This is a genomic window from Pseudomonas sp. FP597 (assembly GCF_030687435.1).
Classification (GTDB): domain Bacteria; phylum Pseudomonadota; class Gammaproteobacteria; order Pseudomonadales; family Pseudomonadaceae; genus Aquipseudomonas; species Aquipseudomonas lactucae.
This window is the reverse complement of the sequence record NZ_CP117432.1, coordinates 2,557,763-2,580,550: the sequence shown is the minus strand read 5'-3', so window position 1 is coordinate 2,580,550 and position 22,788 is coordinate 2,557,763. Positions and strand designations below refer to the sequence as shown.

Below are 22,788 nucleotides of genomic sequence, written 5' to 3'. Positions count from 1 at the left end.
CGGCTTAGCCCTTGCTGTGTTCCGGCGAGGATGGGCCTTTGGTCACGCCGCGCGGCCCCGCGATGCTCCAGATCGCCAGCCCGACATACGGCAACAACACGACCAGGGCCGTCCAACCGACCTTGTTGCCGGAAGAGTTATCGCTTCGCCAGACACTGTTGATGACCCACAGGTCGAGCAACAACAGAATGACGCCCAGGGAAATCCAGAAATAGGTGAATTGCATGATGCACCTCCAGTTAGTCCATGTTCGTTAGGTGTGGAGCGGGCAGTAAGGGTTCATTATTTTTTCACCACTTAAAGCCTATAAGCACCCACTAAGCGAAGCGGCCTGCACAGCTATCAATTTAATATCAACGAATACAAAAAAGTTATACGAAGCGGCAGTCAGTGCGCGTACCTGTACAAGTTTTTTTCAGTTCACTACCGTTCATCGCCATTTTTGAAAATCCACAAAGCATTTTCGCGACGGCCCCAATCGGAGTAAGTGCACGTTGCGTAAATGCGCAACTAGCGAAACGATCCCTTATTTTGGAGAGTTATCATGACGACCAGCAATAAAAACCCTGGAAACTTTGCCAACGACCCTCAAAAAGCTTCCGAGGCCGGTAAAAAGGGAGGCCAGGCATCTGGCGGCAACTTCGCCAATGATCGCGAAAAAGCTTCGGAAGCCGGCCGTAAAGGTGGGCAAAACAGCCACGGCGGCGGTCGCAAGTCTTGACTCGGGAGACTGAACGCCCCCTCCTACATCACTAACCAGGTAACTAACTATGCGCGCGCCAATTGATTATCAGCGACGTGACTTATATCGCGGGCCTGTAGTGGAAGTTCGACCGCAAGCCACAACAAGCGCACGCTCTAACACCTCAGGGTGTTACGAGCGCCAGCAAGTTATTGAACACGCCGAAGCTACTGTTGGCGCCGCACAAACGCCACCCTTGTGCGAAAAGCACTTATAGCGACACGCGCAAGTTGGTAGCGACACCCATGCAACATCGAAGTTAACGTTTATTGACCGACATAACGACGAGGTAGCTAAAGATGAGTACTCAAGACAAGCAAGGCAAAATGAGCGTCAGCGAAGCCGGTAAAAAAGGCGGCGAAGCCACTTCTGCCACGCATGACAAGGAGTTCTACCAGGAGATCGGCAGCAAAGGTGGCCAAAACAGCGGTGGGAACTTCAAGAACGATCCCGAGCGTGCGGCGGAAGCTGGCAGCAAAGGCGGCCAGAACAGCGGCGGGAACTTCAAGAACGACCCTGAGCGTGCCGCTGAAGCCGGCAGTAAAGGCGGTCAGAACAGTGGCGGCAATTTCGCCAACGACCGTGAAAAAGCCTCGGAAGCCGGACGTAAAGGCGGTGAGCACAGCCACGGCGGCGGCCGCAACAGTTGAGGCGCTTGACGCAGGGGAGCATGGCTCCCCTGCTTTCTTTGACGAGGGATCCCATGCCTTTACACGTCATTAACTTTACCGGACCGGTTAACGCGTCCACCTGTAGCCAACTCATCGAAAAAGCCTCGTTGGCCGTGCAGCGCGACGCCTCTGGCCTGGTGCTGAACATCGCGACCATGGGCGGTGAATGCAGCTACGGCTTTACGATGTACAACTTTTTGCTGTCCTTGCCGATTCCAGTCCACACCCATAATTTGGGCACCGTGGAATCGATGGGTAACATCATTTTCCTGGCCGGCGAGCGGCGCACCGCGTGCCGGCACAGCAAGTTTTTGTTCCATCCGTTTCATTGGCACCTGCAAGGCGCTGTCGACCATTCGCGTATGTCCGAATATGCAATGAGCCTCGATTATGACTTGCAGCTCTACGCCCGCATCGTGGCCGAACGCACGCCCGATGCCGCCGAAAAACTGGAAACCGAAAAGTACCTGATCGCGGCCCCGCGTATTCTTGACCCTCAACAAGCCCTGGCGGCCGGTCTGATCCATGGAATCGAACTGCCGGTGATCAAGGCGGAGTTTGTGAGCAGCTTTATTCACTCTTGAAGTTGGACACCCAACTAATGTGGGCGCGGGCTTGCTCGCTCCCACATTGATCTTCATACGGATTCAAGTGGGTGAACTTCATGCAACGCAAAGCGGTAAACACCCAGCAGCCAGGCAAATGAAAAATTCTGAACCTTCGCCTGCAACAACTAACAAAAAGATGCAGACGGAGCCTTTATGAAAAACTCTCTATATATCATCGAATACGAACTTCATCATGAACCCAGATCCTTCATTATTAGGGCCGATGTCATGAACAACGCAGAGGCATGGCACTGGGCCTGTTGCGACGCCGGCATCGGTATCATTCCGCGGTCGCGCAATGAAAAGATCAAACGCATCAGTAAACCGCTTGCCGAACGCTACGGTCTTGAAAATGTGAAGTGGCGCCCCTCCGGCAGTGTTCCATTCATTGCGAAGCCATATATACCACCCCCTCCCGAATGAATGTAACTTCAAACAGCACCCAACCCATCAAGACTATTGCCATTCGTCGCCATCTGATTAAAAAAACGAAACTGCGTTCGCTGTTTTCGTTTCTCAATACTGAGTGTATTCACTCATCAAGTCCCTGGTAATACTCCTGTTTTGCCCGTACGTAGTGCGGGCTTTTTTTATGGCAGTGCTATGGCTACAAAAAATTGCGCTCAGCCCGGTCGCGACCCAGTGGCAGGCAGGTGCAATCACCCGTATATACGCAAGGGCTACTATCTGGGCCTGGATCCGGATGTTTATGTGTGCATGGGTTGTGGCGAACAGCGAAAACCGCAGCAATGGGAAGATTTCGAGCGGCGTCGCAAGCAGCCTGCCGGGTTGCTCAACGGACGGGACTGAAAGCCAATACCGGCGCTGCGCCGACCGCAGGCACAGCCTTGAACACCTTTCATCCCCCCAATCGCGAAATGCACTGAACCTCAAACGGCGCGAGTTTTTCTATCGCAAACACACCCGTTGGAGGACTGGAACATGACTGACCAACCACTGATTGCAACCCACACCCATCAGGACACACCTCGGCGCGGCACGATGACCCAAGCCGAGCGCACGCTTTCGCTCACGACCGGTGCCGTGCTGCTGCTCACTGGCTGGCGCAGGGGCGGTTTGAGCGGCGCATTGCAGATCGCGGCCGGCGCCTATGGGGTCTATCGCGGTACCGCCGGGCATTGCGCGCTGAAGCAGGCACTGACGCCAACGCCCTTCGAACAGCAAGTGAGTGCGGAACGTGACTGGCCGATCAGCGAGGCGATCACGCGCAGTATCACCATCGGGCGTCCCCTGGATGAGGTGGCGGCATTCATCGCCCGGCCACAGAACATCGGCCCGCTGCTGCGCTGGGTCGACAGCGTGGAACAACTGACACCGGACACTACGCGCTGGACGATCCGTGTACCGGCCGGGCGACGCTTGCAGTGCACACTGGTGCGCACCGACACGCAGGATCCCCATGTGCTTGGCTGGAAAACCCCAAGCGGCGCACGCTGGGCACACGACATCCGCGTCTCGCTGACACCCGCCCCCGCGGGTCGTGGTACGCAGGTCAAGGCAGTCGTGGCGTGCAAACCGGCCCTGGGCAAGCTGGGTTATGGCCTGGCGCGCGCCATCAGCCTGTTCAGCGATAAAGCCTTGCTCAACGCTTTGCAGGCCGTGAAACAACAACTGGAGACCGGCGAGGTCAGCAACAACCGCCTCCATCCGGAACACGACGACAATTTCTTCTACGTCCACGACGCCGAGCCTGAAACCAGCGATCACTCGGCCGTCAAAACCGGCGTAGCCGTTGAAGGAGGGCCCAACTGATGCGCGCACTCACTTGGCAAGCACCGAACATGCTGCAAATCGACAACGTTGCCGACCCAGCCATTCTCAATCCGCGTGACGCAATCGTTCGTGTCACGCTCTCCTCCGTCTGCGGTTCCGACCTGCACCTGTTGGGCGGCTACGTCCCGGCCATGAAGCCCGGCGATATCATCGGCCACGAATTCATGGGTGAAGTGGTGGATGTCGGCAAAGGCATCACCGACCTGCGCCAGGGCGACAAAGTGGTCGCTATCTCGATCATCGGCTGCGGCAACTGCGAGCCGTGCCAGCGCAGCGACTTCTCCTGCTGCGACAATTCCAACCCCAACCCGTCGGCAACGGACCTGCTGTACGGCCAGCCGTGCTGCGGCATCATCGGTTACAGCCACGCCTTCGGCGGTTATCCCGGCAGCCACGCAACCTATGTGCGGGTGCCGTTTGCCGACGTCAACCTGTTCAAGGTGCCCGAAGGCGTCACCGACGAGCAGGCACTGTTTATCTCGGATGCGGCGCCTACCGGCTATTTCGCGGCGGACAATGCCAATATCCAACCCGGCGACACAGTAGCGGTATGGGGGTGCGGCGGCGTCGGTCAGATGGCGATTTGCAGCGCCTACCTGTTAGGCGCAGAACGGGTGATCGCAATCGACCGTTACCCCGACCGGCTGCGCCTGGCCGAGGAGCGCGGCAAGGCAATCGCGCTCAACTACGAAAAAACCAACGTGCACGAAGCCTTGCTGGAACTGACCGGCGGGCGCGGACCGGACCGCTGCATCGACTGCGTAGGCATGGAGGCGCATGGGATCGGGATCGACTACGCCTATGACAAGGCCAAGCAACTGCTCAGGCTGCACACCGAACGCGGCACCGTTCTCAGACAAGCCATTCGCGCCTGTCGCAAAGGCGGTACGGTGTCAGTGGCTGGCGTGTATGGCGGGCTGCTGGACAAGTTCCCCATGGGCGCGATCGTCAACAAGGCGTTAACCCTGAAATCCGGGCAACAGCCGGGGCAGCGTTATGCATCCATCTTGTTCGAACACATTCAGAAAGGTGAACTGGACCCCGCCTACCTGCTGACCCATCCCATGAGCCTGGAAGACGGCGCGCAAGGCTACGCATTGTTCAAGGAAAAATCCGACCAGTGTCTGCGTGCGGTGTTCAAACCCTGAGGCTGCTTGAGCGCGCGGTTTCACGCCGGTGTCGACGTGAAACCGCGGCTTGCGCTCAGGTCAGCTCACCTGTTCAAGCAGGTTGTCGCGAATGAACTGGCGAACCGTGGCCAGGTGCGTTTCTTCCTGCTGCAACGCCGTTTTAAAGCGCTTGGCGATCAGCGGATGCCCGCCTTTCTCGGCCAGTTCGATCAACAGCTCCCAGGCCGCGTTATCTTCCAGTTCGATGGTCAGGATTGCACCCATCGACTGCGACACGGTGGTACGAGGGTCGGTCAACACCTGCAGCACGCCCATGGCCTTGACCCCGGCCACGTCCGCACAAGGCGTCATGGCGGTGGGGTCGGCGCCCAGGGTTTCAATGGCTTCGCGCACGATGTTCATGTGCTCCAGTTCTTCCGCCTGGATGTGCCGCAAGGTGTCCGCCAGCGCGGGATCGGCGCCCGGTGCCGAGGCGGCCTTGGCGATCATCGCTTCATACAGGCGCACACCGGTGCGCTCGAAGGCCAGGCGTTCGCCGAGCTTGTCGAGCAGTACTTCAGGCGCCTTGCCGAGGGTTTTGTCGAGCACGGTCTTGACCACGCCTTTGGCCGTGCCAGGCGCCGGTACCGAGCCGATCAGGTCGGCTTCGCGAATAGCCCGCTCGCGCTCGGCGGTGTAGGCGCTCATGTCGCCGGGGACATCGGCGGGAAACATGCGCGTAGCTTCCAATTGGCGGGTGGTGCCTTCAGGCGACATCTGCGCGCCGGTGCGGTTGGTGCCGATGATCACTTGACGTTCGCTCATTGCTGTTCTCCCGCTGGGTTGAGTTCGGTGCCCGGTTTGAAGGTGTAGCCAGCCGACACCACGTTGGCCGGGACGCCCTCACTGTTAAGGCGTGCGCGCTGATCCAGAGACGCCTGCCCTTCCCTTTCCTTCGGCACGTAATCGATGCCGTGTGCACGCAGGTCGACCTCGCGGGACAAGGTCTCGCGCACAAAATCGCGCTGGCTCTTGAATTCGATCATGCGCGGCAGCGGGCCGGCCAATACCTCGGCGGGATCGCGGCGTTCGTATTGCTTGAATAACTCGCAGGCCAGGTTGAGATGGCCCAGTTCATAGTCGACAAAGCGCTCCCAGAGCGCCTTGATGCGCGGGTTGTCTTCCTGCTCGGCGCAACTGGCATAGGTGTAGACCTCCATCGCCTCGTGCACCAGCCACTTTTCCATGAAGGTTTCGCTGGGGTCCTGCAACGAACCGTACTGGGTCACATGCTGCTCCTCGACCGAGGCAATTTCGGCGTACAGCGCGCGGGCGACCGGGTCGGCGAACAACGGACCGATGTTCATGTAGTAATCGTGGGTCTGGTATTCGGCACCGGTGATCAACGCCGCGTGGATCTTGGTGATCAGGGCGGCATTGTCCTTCTCATAGTTGTCACGCAGGTCATCGCTGGGCGCGCGATGATGCTCGCTGGTCGGCCGGCCGGGAACGAGATCGGTGTAGCCCTGCAGGATGTTGTTGGCATCCTTGCCTTCCAACCGATCAAGCATGGCGGCATAACGATAAAGGTGATCGAAGTCTTCCAGCAGACCGAAACGGTAGGTTTGCGCCTGATACGCGTCGGGCTCGTTCTGGGCAACGGCGGCGGTCACCTCGATCGCCACCTGCTCATAGGCCACGGTGGTTTCCAGGGGCGAATGGTCGGCCGACAGCAGCCAGTTGATCGCGGTCATCTGGTGTTGCTCGACACGGCGTATCTGCGCCAGCGGCAGCTGCAGCGCCTTGTGAAACCGCGCGCCGAAGTGCTTGAGTCGCAAGGCGTCGGATTCAACGCCGTTCATCAAAATCACCCGCACCCGGGTGAATGCATCGTCGTCCAGCTTGCTGATCGGCTTGCCGGCCAGATCACGCCAGGTAAAGCTCTGCTTGTCCAAGGGGGTGCCCTTGTTGTCCAGCAGATTATCGATTTTCGACATGGATCGATCTCCTTTCATCAGTCATCACGAAGGGCCGCCGCGACAATCGCCACAGGTTTCATGGCCCTTCCTTGATGACCAGAAGATCGAATGAGGGCATCGAAATTTTATGTTCACCCTCCGATGAGCGGTCAGTCGTCTGCGTGATGCTGCGCATCAGCGCAGGGCAATCGGCCGGACTCGCCACCCGCGATCCTTTCGGCCTGGTCAATCCCGCGCTTGAGCGCGTCCCGCACCGTCCATTCCGAGCCCGGCAACTGCCGGGTTCGTTCGACGACACACTCCCCTGTGGCGGTGTAGACGCTGATCAGGATTTCAATGTCGGCGTCCTCGCGTTCCCGGGCCCTGACTTCGATATGGCAACCGTTTTCCACTTCCTGGGTAAAGCACTCTTCGTCCAGCGCCTTGGCGGCCCACGCCTTATAGGTATTGCCACGAATAAACATAGTGTTCTCCACCAACGTTAGTTGAGCGCCCTCAACTTACCTGACAACTTGGATACCTCACGCATCTATTAAAACGCCGTCACCGTTTCGCTTGTTAAACCGTTCGTCAGGCGACGTAACAAATTGTTAAACCAACCCGGAAGACCCCATTCAAACCTTTCGGGAGCTGGCTGCAACACGCCCCGCCGCCCAACCTTGAACCCAACAAAACCGGGGATTTATCCGTGGCGGGCGGCTTATTGCCAGGCGTTAGCCGACTGACGACAACAGGGCCTGTAACAAGCGCAGCGTCAGTGCGTCGACAAACCAACTTGCGAATGCAATTGCGCAGTTTCAACAGGGAAACAGTGAAACTTTCAACACAGGAGCAGGGCATGAATAGAATGCTTGGGTATTGCCTGGTCTCACTCACCGGCATGTTCTTGTTAACCGGTTGCAATCTGGTGGTATTCAACCCCAAGGGGCAGATTGCAACCGATGAACGCGACCTGATTATCCTCGCCACGGGCCTGATGTTGCTGGTGGTGGTGCCGGTGATCGTGCTGACATTCGTCTTTGCCTACCGCTACCGCGCGACCAACAAAACAGCGCGCTACTCCCCCCGCTGGGCCAGTTCACACACAATCGAAGCGGTGGTCTGGGGCGTTCCGTTGCTTATCATCATTGCCCTGGGGTGGGTCACCTGGGTAACCACTCACGCCCTGGACCCCTATCGACCGCTCGACTCGGACACACCGCCGATCAACGTGCAAGTGGTCGCCACCGACTGGAAATGGCTGTTCATCTACCCCGACCTGGGCATCGCCAGCGTCAATGAGCTGGCCCTGCCGGTACACACGCCGGTGAGCTTTACCATCACCTCCGACGCCGCCATGACTTCCTTTTTTATCCCGGCCCTGGGCGGACAGATCTACGCCATGGCCGGCATGCAGACCAAGCTGCACCTGATCGCCGACGAAACCGGCGTGTTCAGGGGGATAGCCGCCAACTACAACGGCCCCGGTTTTTCCGACATGCACTTCGCCACGCTGTCACTGCGCCCTGCCGACTTCCAGGCCTGGGTCGAAAAGGTCAAGGGCGCGGCAAGGCCGCTCGACCAAAACAGCTATGCGCAATTGGCCAAGCCCAGTACACGCCACCCCGTGACCTATTACTCGGCGGTACAGGAGCGATTGTTCCTGGACATCGTCGACAAGTACGAAGGCATGAACAAGGCCGATAAAAGGCGCGGCCAGACGCAGTTGAACGACGCCGGCAAGCGTTCCGACCACTACCTGGCCAAGGAGCAATAATCATGTTCGGAAAACTATCGTGGGACGCGATTCCGACGACTGAACCCATTGTGATGTACACCCTGGCCGTCGTCGGGCTGATCGGTGTGGCGCTGGTGGGGTCGATCACCTGGAAACGCCAATGGGGCTATTTGTGGCGCGAATGGTTCACCTCGGTGGACCACAAGAAAATCGGCTGCATGTACATCATCGTCGCACTGGTGATGCTGCTGCGCGGCTTCTCCGACGCGATCATGATGCGCACCCAGCAAGCCATGGCCGCCGGCGGCGGGCCGGGTTACCTGCCGCCGGAACACTACGACCAGATCTTCACCGCCCACGGGGTGATCATGATCTTCTTCATGGCCATGCCTTTCGTGGTCGGGTTGATGAATATCGTTGTGCCGTTGCAGATCGGCGCGCGCGATGTGGCCTACCCGTTTCTCAATGCGTTGAGTTTCTGGCTGTTCGTGGTCGGCGCGGCACTGGTCAACATTTCACTCGGGGTGGGCGAGTTTGCGCGCACCGGCTGGGTTGCCTATCCGCCGTTGTCCGAGCTGGGTTACAGCCCCGGGGTGGGCGTGGACTATTACATCTGGTCACTGCAGATATCGGGCATCGGCACCTTGCTCACGGGGGTGAATTTCTTCGTGACGATCCTGAAGATGCGCACCGAAGGCATGACCCTGTTCAAGATGCCGGTGTTCACCTGGAATGCGCTGTGCACGTCGGTGCTGATCCTGGCGTCGTTCCCGATCCTGACCGCCACCCTGCTGATGCTGAGCCTGGACCGTTACCTGGGCATGCATTTTTTCACCAACGAAGCCGGCGGCAACCCGATGATGTACGTCAACCTGATCTGGGCCTGGGGGCACCCGGAGGTGTACATCCTGATCCTGCCGGCGTTCGGGGTATTTTCCGAAATAGCGGCCACCTTCAGCAGTAAACGGCTGTTCGGCTACGTGTCGCTGGTGTGGGCGACGATCTCGATTACCGTGCTGTCGTTCATCGTGTGGCTGCATCACTTTTTCACCATGGGCTCGGGCGGCAACGTCAACGCGTTCTTCGGCATCATGACGATGATCATCGCCGTGCCGACCGGGGTGAAAATCTTTACCTGGCTGTTCACCATGTACCGGGGTCGAGTGCGCTTCGAAACCCCCATGCTGTGGACCCTGGGCTTTATCGTGACGTTCAGCATCGGCGGCATGACCGGCGTCCTGCTGGCCGTGCCCGGCGCCGACTTCATGCTGCACAACAGCCTGTTCCTGATCGCTCACTTTCACAACGTGATCATCGGCGGCGCGGTGTTCGGCTACATGGCCGGCCTGACCTACTGGTTCCCCAAGGCCTTTGGTTTTCGCTTGTACGACAGGCTGGGGCGCATTGCCTTCTGGTGCTGGCTGACCGGCTTCTATTTCGCCTTCATGCCGTCGTACGTGCTGGGTTTCATGGGCATGACGCGCCGCCTCAACCACTTCAACAACCCGGAGTGGCGGCCCTGGTTGCTGCTCGAACTGGCAGGCGTGGCGATTATCCTCTGCGGTGTCGCCGCCCAGGCCCTGCAACTGTTTGTCAGCATCCGCTACCGTCATCGCTATCGCGACCTCACCGGTGACCCGTGGGACGGCCGCACCCTGGAATGGGCCACCGCCTCTCCGCCACCGCTGTACAACTTTGCCGAGCAACCCAAGGTCAGCGACCTGGACGCTTACTGGGGCATGAAGGAGCGCGGCGTCAGCACCCTCAGCCACACCGATTACCGAAGCATCCACATGCCGCGCAACACCGCCTCGGGCCTGGTGATCAGCCTGTTCGCGCTGGTCTGCAGCTTCGCCCTGGTATGGCATATCTGGTGGATGGCGGCGTTCGGCCTGGTGGCGTCGGTGGTTGCATTCGTGGTGCGCAGCTACGACGAAGACACCGATTACTTCGTGCCCGCGCAGGAAGTCGCGCGCATCGAAACGGCACGTTTGAAAGACCTGGCAGAGGCTTGACCCATGTCCCATATCGTTATCGAAAAAGACATCGCGCACACCCACGAACAAGGGCACGAAGACGCCGGTTCCCTGAGCCTGTTCGGGTTCTGGATCTACCTGATGACCGACTGCATCCTGTTCGCCACCTTGTTTGCCGGCTATGCCGTGCTGCGCGACAGCGTGGCCGGCGGCCCCTCAAGCGTGGATATTTTCGAACTGCCCTATGTGCTGGGTGAAACCATGCTGTTGCTGCTGAGCAGCATCACCTACGGCTACGCAATGCTCGCCATGAACCGTGGCCAGCAAGGGCACGTCTTGCGCTGGCTGGGGCTCACATTCGTGTTGGGCGCAGGCTTTATCGCCATGGAAATCAACGAATTCCACCACCTGATCGAAGCGGGCCACGGGCCGGACCGCAGTGCGTTCCTGACCGCGTTCTTCACCCTCGTGGGCACCCACGGCGCGCACGTGCTGACGGGGCTGGTGTGGATGGCGGTGCTGATGGCCCAGGTTCATCAACGCGGCCTGACCACTACCAATGCCACGCGTCTCAGTTGCCTGAGCCTGTTCTGGCACTTCTTGGACGTGGTGTGGATCTGCGTGTTTACCGTGGTCTATCTGCTGGGGGTGGTGTGACATGTACAAGCAAAGTTCGATTCACAGCAGCGCCGGTACAAGCCATGGCAGCAGCCGCTCTTACCTGGTGGGCTTTGTGGTGTCGGTGCTGCTGACCCTGATCCCCTTCGGCCTGGCGATGTTCCCGTCACTGCCGCGCACCGTCACCGCGTGGCTGGTGGTGGCACTGGGCGCGATCCAAATCGTGGTCCACCTCAAATTCTTCCTGCATCTGGACACGGCGCAGGAACAACGCTGGAACCTGATTGCGCTGATTTTCTCGGCGGTCATCATTGTGCTGCTGGTGGGCCTGTCGCTATGGATCATGAACAGCATTCATCACAACATGCTCGCGCACTGAGCACTGGCGAGGCTGCGTTCGCGGCGTATCTGACGCACCGCCGACGCTGCCTCGCCAAGGCTCGGCAGCGGCTACGCGAGGCGTTCGCGAGTTACGCATCGAGCACCGCGCGGATTTTCCGAGGCAGGTCAACCGGCCGATAGGGCTTGGGAATCAGCTCGAACTCCTGCACCTGCACATCGGCGCGCTCCAACGAGTCTTTGGCGTAGCCGGTCGTCAGCAGGATCCTGGTGCAGGGGTACAGGCGCGAGACCTCACGTGCGAGCGCTGCGCCATTCATCTCGCCCGGCATGATCAGGTCACTGAACACCAAGTCATACGTCGTGTGCTTGAGCTTGGCCAATGCTTCGGCGGCATTGAGCGCGGTGTCTGTGCGGTAACCGTAATCCGCCAGGACCACCTGCGCCAGTTCGGCCACCTCGGGCCGGTCCTCCACGATCAGGATGCGCTCGCGGCCTTGCAGCGAGGTCGTCTCTGTCGACGGGTGTTCGACCCAAGGCTGGCTGTCGTCCGCCGGAAAATACAGGCGTATCGTCGTACCGATGCCGGGGGATGAATGGACCCGCGCCGCCCCGCCCGATTGCTTGACGAACCCATACACCATCGACAACCCCAGCCCCGAGCCCTTGCCCTCCTCCTTGGTCGTGAAGAACGGCTGCATGACTTTTTCCTGGATGCCGGTGGCCATGCCGTTGCCGTTATCACTGACCGAGATGCTCACATAGTCGCCCGCGGCCAGGCCATCGTCTTGCGCGAGCACATCGCCCGGCACTTGGACATTGCAGGTTTTGACCGTCACCGTCGGCGCGTCACGCCCCTCTAATGCATCCCTGGCGTTCGACAGCAGGTGCTGCACCGCCAGCTCGGCCTGGGCAGGGTCGACGCAACAGTTGCGGAGGTCAGGCGCGAGTTCCAGTTGCAGATCGACACCCGGCAGTGCCTGCGCCATGAAGTCCGGGCGGCTGAGCAAGCGGTTCAAATTGATCACGCGGCTGTCGAGCCGTTGCTTGCGCGAAAACGCCAGCAATTGCTGGGTCAGGGTCTGCGCCTTTTCAGCGGCCGCCCTGGCTCGACCGGCGCTGTTGACGATGCGCTGCGGGTCGCTGCCGGGGCGCTTGGCGCTCTGCTGGATCAGTTCGAGATAGCCGACCATCACCTGCAGCAGGTTATTGAAGTCATGGGCGATACCGCCGGTCAGTTGCCCCAGGGCTTCCAGGTCCTGTAGGCGACGCACGCGCCGTTCGGCGTCGTGACGCCGGCTCACGTCCAGCTGGGAAGCAAAAAAATACACCAGTTGCCCGCGCTCGTTGAACAAGGGCGCCAGGAACAATTCATTCCAGAACGTCGAGCCATCCTTTCGATAATTGATGACCTCCACGCACACCTCGTGGTGTCGCTCCAACGCGCGCTGCACGTGGCGCAAGGCGTCCTTGTCGGTGTGTGGCCCTTGCAGAAAGCGGCAATTGCGCCCGATCACTTCATCCTGTTCATACCCCGTGAGGGCCAGGAACGCTTGGTTGGCGAAGATGATCGGATTGTCGGGCTGCGCAGGATCGGTCACGATCATCGCGCTGTGGCTGGTTTGCATGGCGGCGAAGAACAGGTCTTTGCGGTGGGCGGATAACGCCGCCAGATCGCTGTCGTGGACCACAGGCTTTGTCTTTTTTGCCAAGGTTCACCTCCGGGTCAGTGGTGCGTGTTCCATTGACCATAAAAATCTCTCGGAGTGCGACGCTCCGCTGTGGCTGTCGCTCTGGCTGCTGATCTTGATCTCGAGCACCCTTGCCACAGATACCTATGCTTCGTTGGTCCGGCCCTGCTCGACAGGCCGGTCAATCCGCACCTTCATTGTCAGCATCAGGCACAACGTCGATACCGGGCGTGCCATTGGGCGGCTTTACATCGATCTCCTGCTCGGTATCGATGTCATCGGGGTGATCCCAGTCGGTGGTCGCGTTGGGGTCTTCCTCACGCCCGGCCGTGCCGACCAGGCAACCGTCGTCATTCGGTTCACCCAGGTCTTCACGGGAGCCCTGCTGGGGATGGGAGGGGTCATGTTTCATGGGAAATCTCCAGTTCACCGGTGATAACCCCTTGGAATCGCATTTGGCTCTGGAGTGCGCGAAAAAGGACGAATGGCGTACTCAGTGGATGCGGATGCACACCTTGCCTTTGGACCGGCCCTGCTCGACATACGTCAACGCCTCTGCCGTCGACTCAAAAGGGAAGCAACGGTCAATCACCGGTTTGATCGATCCCGCTTCGATCAGCGCGGTGATCGCCTGCAGCTGCGCGCCGTTGGCGCGCATGAACAAAAATGTGTAGCCGACGCCCCGCTTGCGTGCCTTGCGTCGAATCCCGCTGCTGAGCAGGCGCATGACCTGTCGCAGCAGCCAGGACAAGCCTTGCGCCTGGGCGAATTGCGCGGTCGGCGGGCCCGAAATGGAAATGAGCTGCCCGCCAGGCTTGAGCACGTTGAGCGACTGTTCGAGTACATCGCCACCGAGGCTGTTCAACACCACGTCATAACCCTGCAGCTCGTCGGCAAAATTTTGCTGTGTGTAGTCGATGACCACGTCCGCGCCCAGCGCTTTGACCCACTCGACGTTCGACGAACTGGTGGTGGTCGCGACAAATGCGCCGAGGTGTTTGGCGAGCTGGATGGCCAGCGTGCCGACACCGCCGGAACCGGCGTGAATCAATACCTTCTGGCCGGGTTTCACCTGGGCGGTCTCCACCAGTGCCTGCCAGGCGGTGAGTGCGATCAAGGGAATGGACGCGGCCTGAAGCATGTCCAGGTTCGTGGGCTTGAGCGCCAAGGCGTGCTCGTTCACGGCAATCCGTTCGGCGAAGGTACCGATGCGCCCGTCGGGAGGACGTGCGTAGACTTCATCGCCGGCCTTGAAGCGCGAAACCGCCGAGCCGATGCCGACCACCACACCGGCCAGGTCATTGCCCAACACCAGGGGCAATGCGTAGGGCAGGATCAGCTTGAACTCCCCCGCCCTGATCTTTGAGTCCAACGGGTTCACGCTGGCGGCGTGAATTCGGACCAGCACATCGTGCTCCCCCACCACCGGCTCGGGTACTTCACCCATCGCGCCGTTGCGCTTGCCGTAACGGTCTATGAAAAATGCCTTCATGCTGCGGATGCTCTTGTCAGTGGGAGGAAAACGGCGTCAAAGCGCTCAAGCGTCAAGGAAGGCCCGCGCCTGGGCGACAAACTCAGCGTAGTACTGGAAAATCCCGCCGTGCCCGGCGTCCTTGTAAAGAATCAATTGGGCACCGGGAATGCGCCTGGCCAGCTCGATCGAATTGGCCGTGGGCACCATGATGTCGTGATCGCCATTGGCGACCAGCGTCGGCATTTGCAGGCCAGAGAGGTCTTGCGGTGCCTGTCTGCCCCATGCCGTGATGGCTTTCAACTGCCTTGCAAACGCACGCGGGGTCGGGCCTTTGACGCGGCCTTTGCGGCGCTCCTTCAAGCGCTTCAAAAACGCGGACGCCGCTCGGCGCCCGTTGGCCGTCGAGGTAAAGAACAGGTAGAACTTGGGGTCACGCAGGGTCAGCAGGCCTTTGATCATCAAGGGCCATGACACCTTGCCGACGTTGGCGATGCCTGTACCGCCGGCAGGGCCGGTTCCGGTGAGGATCAGTCGGCGCACACGTCCGGGCGCCTGCATGGCGATGTCTTGAGCGACAAAACCACCCAGGGAAAAACCCAGCAGATCGACCTGCTCCACCCCCAACGCCCGCATCAGGCCGATGACATCGTCGGCCATTTCAGCGACGGTCAACGGCGCGGTGCCGCCTGAGCCGCCGATACCGCGATAGTCGAGGGCGATGACGCGCCTGGTGTCCGCCAGGCCGTCGATGATCCTGGGGTCGAAGTTGTCCAGTACCGCGCCCCAGTGATTGAGCACCATCAACGGCACCCCGACCCGGGGCCCCAGATCGCGATAGGCGAAGGCAACGCCACCTACCGTGATCGACTGGTTCTCAGCCAGGGCAAACGAGGCCGGCGATCCCGAACGGCTGTGTGTGTCCAATGCGCGCATGCTGTCTACTCCATGCAATCGGGAAGACCGGTCTGTTTCAAGCGTCACGCCTGGGCTTGATAACGTTGCGCAACCGCCGACTGGCGGATCTGCGACAGCAGGCCCTGGCGCGCGCCCTGCAAGGCATCCCAGCGCTCGGCTTCGTGCAACGGTGGAATGGTCACCGCCTCGCGACGATCGAAGCCGACCAGGGCGGCATCCACCAGATCACCGACTTCCATCACTTCGCTCAAGGTGTTGATGTCGATACCGGCGCGGTCCCAGATCTCGGTGCGGGTGGCGGCAGGCAGTACGGCTTGTACATAGACGCCCTGTGGCGACAGCTCCAGGCTCAGGCCCTGGGACAGGAACAGCACGAACGCCTTGGTCGCGCCGTACACCGTCATGCCGAACTCCGGCGCCAGGCCGACCACCGAACCGATGTTGATGATCGCGCCGTTGCCCGCCTTGGCCAGGCGCGGGGCGATGGCACTGGCCAGGCGCACCAGCGCGGTGGTGTTGAGGGCGACCAGGTGGGCGACGCTGTCGGTGCTTTGCTCGATAAAGGTGCCCGACTGCGCGGCGCCGGCGTTGTTGATGAGGATGCCGATGCTGGCGTCATCACGCAGGCGCGCTTCGACGTGGTTCAAATCGCTGAGTTGGGTCAGGTCCGCTTGCAGCACATCGACGGCAACCGCGTATTCGCTGCGCAACTGGCTGGCGAGGGTCTGCAGACGGGCCTGATCGCGTGCGACCAGCACCAGGTCGTGTCCGCGTTGGGCGAAGCGCTGGGCATAAACGGCACCGATGCCGGTGGAGGCGCCGGTGATGAGAACGGCAGGGCGAGTAGTCATGAGCGTGTCTCTTTTTTAGCTAACGGTGGGGGAAATGGTTGCGCCTAGTTCGACTCGGCCAGCGCCGGGTAGTCGATGTAGCCTTCGGCAGCGCCGCCATAGAGCGTGGCCGGATTGAAGGCAGCCAGAGGCGCGCCGGTCTTCAGGCGTGCCACCAGGTCCGGGTTGGCGATGAACGGGCGACCGAAGGCGATCAGGTCGGCCTTGCCTTCAACCAGGCGTGATGTAGCCAGGTCCAGGTCATAGCCGTTGTTGGCGATATAGGTGTGCTTGAAGCGTCGGCGCAAACCGGCGAAATCGAAAGGCGCCACATCGCGCGGGCCGCCGGTGGCGCCTTCGACCACGTGCAGGTAAACGATACCCAGCGCATTGAGCTGGTCGACGATGTAGTCGAACTGCGCTTGCGGGTCGCTGCTCGAAACGCCGTTGGCCGGCGACACAGGTGACAGGCGAATGCCGGTGCGCTCGGCACCGATCTCGGCCACCACCGCGGCCGTCACTTCCAGCAACAGGCGTGCGCGGTTTTCAATCGAGCCACCGTAGGCATCGGTGCGCTGGTTAGCGCCATCCTTGATGAACTGGTCCAGCAAGTAGCCATTGGCGCCATGGATCTCCACGCCATCGAAGCCCGCCGCCATCGCATTGGCCGCCGCCTGGCGAAAATCGTTGACGATGCCCGGCAGCTCAGCGGTTTCCAGTGCGCGCGGCTCGGACGCGTCTTCAAAGCGGTTGTCGACGAACACTTTGGTCGCCGCACGCAAGGCAGAAGGCGCGACCGGTGCGGCGCCCTGCGCTTGCAGGTCGACGTGGGACACACGGCCCACATGCCACAGTTGCAGGAACATTTTGCCGCCCTTGGCGTGCACGGCCTCGGTCACCGCGCGCCAGCCTTCGATCTGCGCCGAGGTGTAGATGCCAGGCGTGTCCTGATAGCCCTGCCCCTGCCGGGAAATCTGCGAGGCTTCGGAGATCAGCAGGCCGGCGGACGCGCGCTGGCTGTAATACGCAGCGGCGAATTCGCTGGGCACCAGGCCTTTGCCGGCACGGTTGCGGGTCAGAGGGGCAAGCACCGCACGATTTGCCAGCGTCAGGGCACCCATCGTATAGGGGGTAAACAAATTCAGGTCGCTCATGTCATGCGTATTCCATGTCGGTTGATGAGGCAATCGTGCCGCTTGCCATTAGGATGATGATCGAAATCTAAACTGTCAACAGCTTTGATTACGATCAACATCTATGTATCATCGAACCTTGTTTTTGAGCGCACACGAGAGGTGTTGCACGTGAGAGTGAGCAAGGCTCAGGCCCAGGCAAATCGGGAACACATCGTCGAAACAGCCTCGACGGTGTTTCGCGAACGCGGTTTTGACGGGGTGGGCGTGGCTGACCTGATGGCGGCTGCGGGGTTCACCCATGGCGGGTTCTACAAGCATTTCGGCTCCAAGGCCGACTTGATGGCCGAAGCGTCCGCCAGCAGCCTTGCGCGCTCGCTGGTCGGCGTGCAGGCGCTGGATATTCAGCGTTTCATCGACATTTACGTGTCGAGGGAGCACCGCGACGGACGCGGCGACGGCTGCACACTGGCCGCCTTGAGTGCCGATGCGGCGCGTCAGCCCGATGACCTCAAGGTCGCGTTTGCCCAAGGCATAGAAGGCATGCTGCAGACGTTGGGCGGCAAGTGTGCCTCGCCCGCCGATGCGCCGCCTGGAGCGTCGCGCGCGAAAATGATCGGCCTGCTGGCACAGGCGGTCGGGGCGATCCTGTTGTCGCGTGCCTGCCCGGATGACGCTGCGCTGGCCGATGAAATCCTTGAGGTCTGCCACGCGCAGATGACGGCATCCTTGGCGACCGCGCAGAAACCAACAGCCTGAGGCTCGGCAGCCCAGGCTGAACGCGGGTAACGCCTTACGGTGACGAGGGTTCAGGAGGCCCCGGGGCCGATCAGTGAACTCTCGATCTGCACACCCGGCATCATCCTCTGCAAGCCTTCGATCAGCTTGTCGCCGGCTTCGGTCAAGGCCTCAAGCGGCATGGCCGGCAGACTTTCGAGGATGAACCACATGTGCCTGGCATCGGCGTCCAGCCGAGTCCTGGCGCCTTGCCGCCAGTTCCAGCGACGGCACGTCACGCCTTTTTCATCACGCCATACCACCTCGCCGGGGTCCGGATACTCGTAGGCGGGGGCACCTTCTTTCATCGTGTCAAAAGGCTCTGTGCCCTCTGCGACCACCAGCCGTGGGGCCCCCATATAGGCTTGCGCGTTTTCCCCGCCAACGGGAATGGCGTACTCAAGGCTGATGGCGTTGTAGAGGTCGACAATCGGGTCCAGGCTCGGCAAGTGGCCGTCCTTGAGCACGCGCTTGCGCAATGCCTGCGCCGAACACGGTGTGCGTTGCGGTTTGGCGCCGAAGGCACGGAAGGTATCCGCCCAGGCGGCCAGATGCGCATCGCCCCAGCTTGGGCCGCCCGCCAGCACTGATCGGCAAGCACGCTCCAAGGCTTCTTGCGCAACGCCTGGATGCGTGAGCGGCGCCGCCTGCACCACAATGCTCAGCGCGCGGAACTGCGGGGCCAGTGTCACCACGGCCTGGTCAATTAACGGCAATACGGACAGCATCAAGAGTCTCCAGCGTTCCACAGGTGATTTCATGCTAGTTAGTGCCGACCAAAAAAGTCAATATATCGACCAACACCCACCAGCCGGCGCACGGATTGACGCCAGCGCCGACAAGCACCCAGAATCCCCCCAACTTCAGCGCATGCCCCCTCCCCCATGACCAAAAAGACCGGTAAAACGACCACCCCCGGCGCCGATGCTCAAGCCGTGAGCCTGGCCGTCGCACGCACCCTCAAGCAGGCCCGACAGGCGCAGAGCATCACCTTGGACGAGCTGTCCCGGCGTGCCGGCGTAAGCAAAGGCATGGTGGTTGAAATTGAAAAATGCACGGCCAACCCAAGCATCGGCATCCTGTGCAAAATCGCCGCGGCGCTGGGGTTGTCCGTTGCCGATATCGTCAACGTGACGGACGTGCCGGCCGCCCATATGATCGCCAGTCAGGACATCCCGACGCTCTGGACCGGCGAGCTGGGTGGGACAGCGCGGCTGCTGGCGGGTACCTCGGGGCCGAACATGATCGAACTGTGGCGCTGGGAAATGTTTCCAGGCGAGTCCTTTTCGTCGCAAGGGCACCCGCAAGGCACCCTTGAGTTGTTCCATGTGGAGAAAGGCACGCTCAAATGCGTGGTCGGGGAAACCGAGCTGATCATCCCCGCAGGCAGTTCGGCGGTGGCGAGAACCGACGTTGCGCACCGCTATGCGAATGCGGGCAGGTCCCGATTGGTTTTCACCATGTCGGTGACCGAAATCCATCAGTGAGGGCGCGCGCAAGCAGGCAGCAAAAATGTGCGGGATAGCTCAACGCCGCCCCTGATGATCGGGCTATCATCAGCCGATACGAACCGGATGGCCGGATGTCCCATGCCCGTAGACCTGCAAGCGCTGTACCCCAAACTGATCCACCTGATGTTGGATACGGTGTTTGTCGTTGACGGTGAAAACCAGATTGCGTTTGTCAGCGATGCCTGTGAGGCACTGCTCGGTTACTCGGCCGATGAGCTGAGAGGCACCCTGATTACCCGCTATATGCACCCTGAAGACCTGGCACGCACCCGGGCCTCCATTGTCCGTGTCATGAATGGCCAGGCCCATGTCGACTTTCGCAACCGCTATATCCGCAAGGATGGCAGTATCGTGCATATCCTGTGGGCCGCCTTCTGGTCCCAGGAGGTGGGCGCGCGGATCGGTGTGGCACGGGACGTGACAGCGCTCACCCAGGCCGAGGAAGAGTTACGGTTCCTCGCCCATCATGATCCGCTGACGGCCCTCACCAATCGGTTGCTGTTCAACGATCGACTGGAACACGCCCTGCACAGCGCACAGACGCATAACCAGCCCCTGGCGTTATTGTTTGTGGACATCAACGACTTCAAGGCTATCAATGATGTGCATGGGCATGCCGTGGGCGATCGTGTGCTGTGTGTGATCGCGCGACGGCTGGAGCGCTGCCTGCGCAAGAACGAGCTGGTGGCGCGGATGGGCGGCGATGAATTCACCGTGCTGCTGGCCGATAGCCCGACGCCGGATGCCGTTGCCGTCAAGGTGGCGCAGATACTCGCGGTGATGGCCGAACCGTTGGGCGCCGAGTTTGGTGCGCTCAAAATGCCGTCCTGCAGTATCGGCGTGGCTGTTTACCCGGTCGACGGAACGGATGCCGATACGCTGCTCAGCCATGCCGATGGCGATATGTACCGTATCAAAAGGCAGCGGTTTGCAACGGAGTGACAAGGAGAATGCCCTGACCGGTTGAAAGCCAGGCCGTGACGCCGCCCGGCACGCGCTTGAGGAACTGGTGCAAAAGCACGGACCTGCTATCTTGGATGAAGGCCTGAGCAGTTGCGACCCCGTACGCATCCAGGTCTGTACAGGGAGTAATAAAGTTGGAAGCAGAGGACCTGCTCACTCTTGAGGATTCGGTTACATCGTCTCGACATGGCGAATGCGATGTGATCATTGTCAATTACAACGCCGGTGACCTGTTGCTGGCGTGCGTAGCGTCGGCGTTTGCCGCCGGTGCTTGCACAGTGATCGTGGTCGACAACGACTCTCACGATGACAGTTTGATGCGACTGGAGCGAGCCCACGCTGGCCGTGATTCCCTTCGAGTCCTGCGCAATACCGCCAATCTGGGCTTCGCCGTGGCGTGCAATCAAGGTGCCCGTCTGTCAACGGCCCTCAATTTGTTTTTCTTGAACCCGGACACCGTAGTGGCCGCAGACGCGATAGACCGTTTGCTGTTGGCGTTGCACAGCGCACCGCGGATCGGCATGGTCGGAGGGTTCCTGTCCAATCAGGACGGGAGCGAGCAACCTGGCGGGCGCCGAGTATTCCCGACGCCCAGGCGCGCGTTCATGCGGGCTTTCGGGCTTTCGCGGCTGTCGAAACTTTCCCATTCGGTGTGGTCCGATTTTTTATTGCATAAGGAGCCACTACCCACCGCGCCCATTGTCGTCGAAGCCATTTCCGGGGCCTGTATGCTGGTCAAGCGCGAAGCGATCGAGAGCGTCGGATTTTGGGACGAAGAGTATTTCCTTCATTGCGAAGACCTGGACTGGTGCATGCGCTTCCATCAGGCCGGCTGGCGTGTACTGTTCGTGCCGGATGCCCAGGTGATGCATGTATTCGGTGGCTGCAGTCAGCATCGTCCGTACTTCGTCGAATGGCACAAGCACCGGGGGTTCCTGCGTTTCTATCGCAAGTTTTTCCGCAGCAAATATCCGGCTGTCCTCTGGTTCAGTGTGGTGGTTGGGGTCTGGTTTCGATTCTGCCTGGTGGTCCTTCGCCACGCGACGAGCCGCCTGAAAAATGCATGGTCCCCAAAATGAGAGACCTGGATTGCGCATAGGAATTTTCGGCGCTTCCAGCTTCCTGGGCGAGCGCACCCTGCCATTGCTGGCCTCCATCGGGCACTCGACGAGCGCCTTCAGCCGAGCGCTGCCCAAGGTGCCCTGCCCCGGCGTCAACTGGCGTCAAGCCGACGATTGGCACGGACTGGCGCTGGACACTTTTGTGTCATTTGCGCCTATCTGGGTGTTGCCCGCCTATCTGGAGCGCTTGGCCGGCACCTCTGTCAAACGCGTTGTGGTGCTGTCTTCCACAAGCCGTTTCGCCAAGCAAGCATCACCCGACGCGCGAGAACGGGCCCTGGCGCAACGATTGATAGACGCAGAAGAGGCGATCGAACAGTGGGCGGCGCAACGCCAGATCGAATGGGTGATCCTGCGACCAACATTGATCTATGGCTTTGGCCGCGACCAGAACATCTCGCAGATAGCACGCTTCATTCAACGCTTCGGATTTTTCCCGCTGATCGGTGGCGCAACCGGATTGCGCCAACCGGTGCATGGGCATGACGTGATCCAGGCGTGCCTGCGCGCGATGAGCGCACCTGACCTGCCCAGTGGCGGTTACACCCTCTCGGGAGGAGAGGTGTTGCCTTATCACACGATGGTGAAACGAATATTCCAGGCCATGGGGCGTCCACAGAGAATACTGCCGGTGCCCGCCAAGACCTTGAGCGTCGGCGTTTCGATCTTGCGGAGCCTGCCGCGCTACCGGCATCTTTCAAGCGCGCTGGTGGCGCGGATGAATCAGGACCTGGTGTTCGATCATTCGGACGCTGGCGACCGGCTGGGCTTTGCGCCGAGAACGTTTCAGCTGGCGCATGAAGACTTGCCTGGGCGCTGA

The 22,788-nt window shown here is 60.4% G+C and carries 26 protein-coding genes; 15 read left to right on the top strand and 11 right to left on the bottom strand.

Annotated features, from left to right (window positions below):
* Positions 1-4: 4 nt before the first annotated feature.
* A complete protein-coding gene (locus PSH66_RS12080; RefSeq protein ID WP_305429156.1) occupies positions 5-226 on the bottom strand; it encodes a PLDc N-terminal domain-containing protein in 222 nt (73 codons plus the stop codon).
* 318 nt (positions 227-544) lie between these two features.
* On the opposite strand from PSH66_RS12080, the gene PSH66_RS12075 reads away from it, so the two are divergent.
* The 6 genes from PSH66_RS12075 (at position 545) to PSH66_RS12050 (ending at position 4,963) form a co-directional block, all read left to right on the top strand.
* Positions 545-721, top strand: coding sequence for a general stress protein (locus PSH66_RS12075; RefSeq protein ID WP_003174481.1), 177 nt, complete (start codon positions 545-547; stop codon positions 719-721).
* A gap of 320 nt (positions 722-1,041) precedes the next feature.
* On the top strand, positions 1,042-1,392 hold the full coding sequence (locus PSH66_RS12070) for a general stress protein (protein WP_003174480.1): 351 nt from the start codon (positions 1,042-1,044) through the stop codon (positions 1,390-1,392).
* A gap of 53 nt (positions 1,393-1,445) precedes the next feature.
* Complete coding sequence (locus PSH66_RS12065) at positions 1,446-1,997, top strand: ATP-dependent Clp protease proteolytic subunit (protein WP_078732623.1); 552 nt, start codon at positions 1,446-1,448, stop codon at positions 1,995-1,997.
* A 177-nt stretch (positions 1,998-2,174) separates the two neighbouring features.
* Positions 2,175-2,444, top strand: coding sequence for a DUF6555 family protein (locus PSH66_RS12060; RefSeq protein ID WP_042944868.1), 270 nt, complete (start codon positions 2,175-2,177; stop codon positions 2,442-2,444).
* Positions 2,445-2,963: 519 nt separating this feature from the next.
* A complete protein-coding gene (locus tag PSH66_RS12055) occupies positions 2,964-3,794 on the top strand; it encodes an SRPBCC family protein (protein WP_305429155.1) in 831 nt (276 codons plus the stop codon).
* On the top strand, positions 3,794-4,963 hold the full coding sequence (locus tag PSH66_RS12050) for a zinc-dependent alcohol dehydrogenase (RefSeq protein ID WP_305429154.1): 1,170 nt from the start codon (positions 3,794-3,796) through the stop codon (positions 4,961-4,963). The genes PSH66_RS12055 and PSH66_RS12050 overlap by 1 nt, the downstream gene beginning before the upstream one ends.
* Before the next feature lie 60 nt (positions 4,964-5,023).
* On the opposite strand, the gene PSH66_RS12045 is transcribed toward PSH66_RS12050, so the two are convergent.
* The 3 genes from PSH66_RS12045 to PSH66_RS12035 all read right to left on the bottom strand — a co-directional run bounded on the left by PSH66_RS12045 (position 5,024) and on the right by PSH66_RS12035 (position 7,367).
* Complete coding sequence (locus PSH66_RS12045; RefSeq protein ID WP_141064133.1) at positions 5,024-5,749, bottom strand: demethoxyubiquinone hydroxylase family protein; 726 nt, start codon at positions 5,747-5,749, stop codon at positions 5,024-5,026.
* The gene (locus PSH66_RS12040) at positions 5,746-6,921 is read right to left on the bottom strand and encodes a hypothetical protein (protein ID WP_003174473.1); all 1,176 of its coding nucleotides are present in this window, start codon (positions 6,919-6,921) and stop codon (positions 5,746-5,748) included. The genes PSH66_RS12045 and PSH66_RS12040 overlap by 4 nt, the downstream gene beginning before the upstream one ends.
* A gap of 131 nt (positions 6,922-7,052) precedes the next feature.
* On the bottom strand, positions 7,053-7,367 hold the full coding sequence (locus tag PSH66_RS12035; RefSeq protein WP_003174472.1) for a hypothetical protein: 315 nt from the start codon (positions 7,365-7,367) through the stop codon (positions 7,053-7,055).
* 374 nt (positions 7,368-7,741) lie between these two features.
* On the opposite strand from PSH66_RS12035, the gene cyoA reads away from it, so the two are divergent.
* From cyoA to cyoD, 4 genes are read left to right on the top strand one after another with little or no spacing between them, the layout of a single operon-like run.
* Positions 7,742-8,659: a ubiquinol oxidase subunit II gene (gene cyoA / locus PSH66_RS12030; RefSeq protein ID WP_003174471.1), complete on the top strand. Its 918-nt coding sequence runs from the start codon at positions 7,742-7,744 to the stop codon at positions 8,657-8,659.
* Positions 8,660-8,661: 2 nt separating this feature from the next.
* Complete coding sequence (cyoB, locus tag PSH66_RS12025) at positions 8,662-10,635, top strand: cytochrome o ubiquinol oxidase subunit I (RefSeq protein WP_003174470.1); 1,974 nt, start codon at positions 8,662-8,664, stop codon at positions 10,633-10,635.
* 3 nt (positions 10,636-10,638) lie between these two features.
* Complete coding sequence (gene cyoC / locus PSH66_RS12020) at positions 10,639-11,253, top strand: cytochrome o ubiquinol oxidase subunit III (protein WP_003174469.1); 615 nt, start codon at positions 10,639-10,641, stop codon at positions 11,251-11,253.
* A 1-nt stretch (position 11,254) separates the two neighbouring features.
* Positions 11,255-11,593, top strand: coding sequence for a cytochrome o ubiquinol oxidase subunit IV (cyoD, locus tag PSH66_RS12015; RefSeq protein WP_003174468.1), 339 nt, complete (start codon positions 11,255-11,257; stop codon positions 11,591-11,593).
* 91 nt (positions 11,594-11,684) lie between these two features.
* Here cyoD and PSH66_RS12010 read toward each other — a convergent pair whose 3' ends face one another.
* From PSH66_RS12010 to PSH66_RS11985, 6 genes are all read right to left on the bottom strand, one after another.
* The gene (locus tag PSH66_RS12010) at positions 11,685-13,265 is read right to left on the bottom strand and encodes a histidine kinase famiy protein (RefSeq protein ID WP_198140457.1); all 1,581 of its coding nucleotides are present in this window, start codon (positions 13,263-13,265) and stop codon (positions 11,685-11,687) included.
* A 160-nt stretch (positions 13,266-13,425) separates the two neighbouring features.
* On the bottom strand, positions 13,426-13,656 hold the full coding sequence (locus tag PSH66_RS12005) for a hypothetical protein (protein ID WP_003174466.1): 231 nt from the start codon (positions 13,654-13,656) through the stop codon (positions 13,426-13,428).
* An 81-nt stretch (positions 13,657-13,737) separates the two neighbouring features.
* A complete protein-coding gene (locus PSH66_RS12000) occupies positions 13,738-14,736 on the bottom strand; it encodes an NADP-dependent oxidoreductase (RefSeq protein WP_305429152.1) in 999 nt (332 codons plus the stop codon).
* Positions 14,737-14,781: 45 nt separating this feature from the next.
* Entirely contained in the window at positions 14,782-15,651 is an 870-nt protein-coding gene (locus PSH66_RS11995; protein ID WP_003174464.1) for an alpha/beta fold hydrolase, read from the bottom strand.
* 44 nt (positions 15,652-15,695) lie between these two features.
* Positions 15,696-16,484 carry an SDR family oxidoreductase gene (locus PSH66_RS11990; RefSeq protein WP_141064128.1) on the bottom strand — a complete coding sequence of 263 codons (789 nt, stop codon included), beginning with the start codon at positions 16,482-16,484 and terminating at the stop codon, positions 15,696-15,698.
* Positions 16,485-16,528: 44 nt separating this feature from the next.
* Positions 16,529-17,617, bottom strand: coding sequence for an alkene reductase (locus tag PSH66_RS11985; RefSeq protein WP_003174462.1), 1,089 nt, complete (start codon positions 17,615-17,617; stop codon positions 16,529-16,531).
* Between the two features lie 150 nt (positions 17,618-17,767).
* Between PSH66_RS11985 and PSH66_RS11980 the strand changes: the two genes are divergently transcribed.
* On the top strand, positions 17,768-18,355 hold the full coding sequence (locus PSH66_RS11980; RefSeq protein WP_141064126.1) for a TetR/AcrR family transcriptional regulator: 588 nt from the start codon (positions 17,768-17,770) through the stop codon (positions 18,353-18,355).
* 50 nt (positions 18,356-18,405) lie between these two features.
* Here the strand turns inward: PSH66_RS11980 and PSH66_RS11975 are convergent, their stop codons facing one another.
* Complete coding sequence (locus PSH66_RS11975) at positions 18,406-19,101, bottom strand: B3/4 domain-containing protein (protein WP_078824057.1); 696 nt, start codon at positions 19,099-19,101, stop codon at positions 18,406-18,408.
* A gap of 156 nt (positions 19,102-19,257) precedes the next feature.
* Between PSH66_RS11975 and PSH66_RS11970 the strand changes: the two genes are divergently transcribed.
* From PSH66_RS11970 to PSH66_RS11955, 4 genes are all read left to right on the top strand, one after another.
* Entirely contained in the window at positions 19,258-19,860 is a 603-nt protein-coding gene (locus tag PSH66_RS11970; protein WP_003174459.1) for a helix-turn-helix domain-containing protein, read from the top strand.
* Positions 19,861-19,962: 102 nt separating this feature from the next.
* Complete coding sequence (locus tag PSH66_RS11965; RefSeq protein WP_078732610.1) at positions 19,963-20,826, top strand: sensor domain-containing diguanylate cyclase; 864 nt, start codon at positions 19,963-19,965, stop codon at positions 20,824-20,826.
* 155 nt (positions 20,827-20,981) lie between these two features.
* The gene (locus tag PSH66_RS11960) at positions 20,982-21,926 is read left to right on the top strand and encodes a glycosyltransferase family 2 protein (protein WP_305429151.1); all 945 of its coding nucleotides are present in this window, start codon (positions 20,982-20,984) and stop codon (positions 21,924-21,926) included.
* 10 nt (positions 21,927-21,936) lie between these two features.
* Positions 21,937-22,788, top strand: a complete 852-nt coding sequence (locus PSH66_RS11955) for an NAD(P)-dependent oxidoreductase (RefSeq protein ID WP_003174455.1) — start codon at positions 21,937-21,939, stop codon at positions 22,786-22,788.